We start from the raw sequence: 275 nt of genomic DNA, 5'->3' as shown, positions 1-275 counted from the left end.
AGCGCGCCATGGTTGTTGATCGGCAGACCGTCTTTGTTGGTCAGCGTGATGGTGTAGGTGATCTCGCCGCCTTCGGTCACCGAAGGAGTCGCGGTCAGCTTGGCCACCACTTCGTCAGTGGTGTCGGTCACTTGAACGGTGGCGGCACCGCCCAGTTGCAGGTTCTCGAAGGTGGCACCGGTGGCGTCTACCGCCGACTTGATGCCAACGCTGATTTCACCGGCATCGTTGTAAACGTCGTCCCCTTGCGCATCGTGGGTGTACGGTGCGCTGGT

General features: G+C 61.1%; 1 protein-coding gene. It reads right to left on the bottom strand.

What is annotated here, in order from left to right:
- Positions 1–275, bottom strand: a 275-nt coding sequence (locus tag SB765_RS29465; protein ID WP_410932465.1) for an immunoglobulin-like domain-containing protein, incomplete at both ends; no start/stop codon positions are given.

It is taken from the genome of Pseudomonas sp. SIMBA_067 (genome assembly GCF_046534675.1).
Lineage (GTDB): Bacteria > Pseudomonadota > Gammaproteobacteria > Pseudomonadales > Pseudomonadaceae > Aquipseudomonas > Aquipseudomonas putida.
The sequence above is the reverse complement of the archived record's forward strand: the minus strand, read 5'-3'. Positions and strand labels throughout refer to the sequence as shown.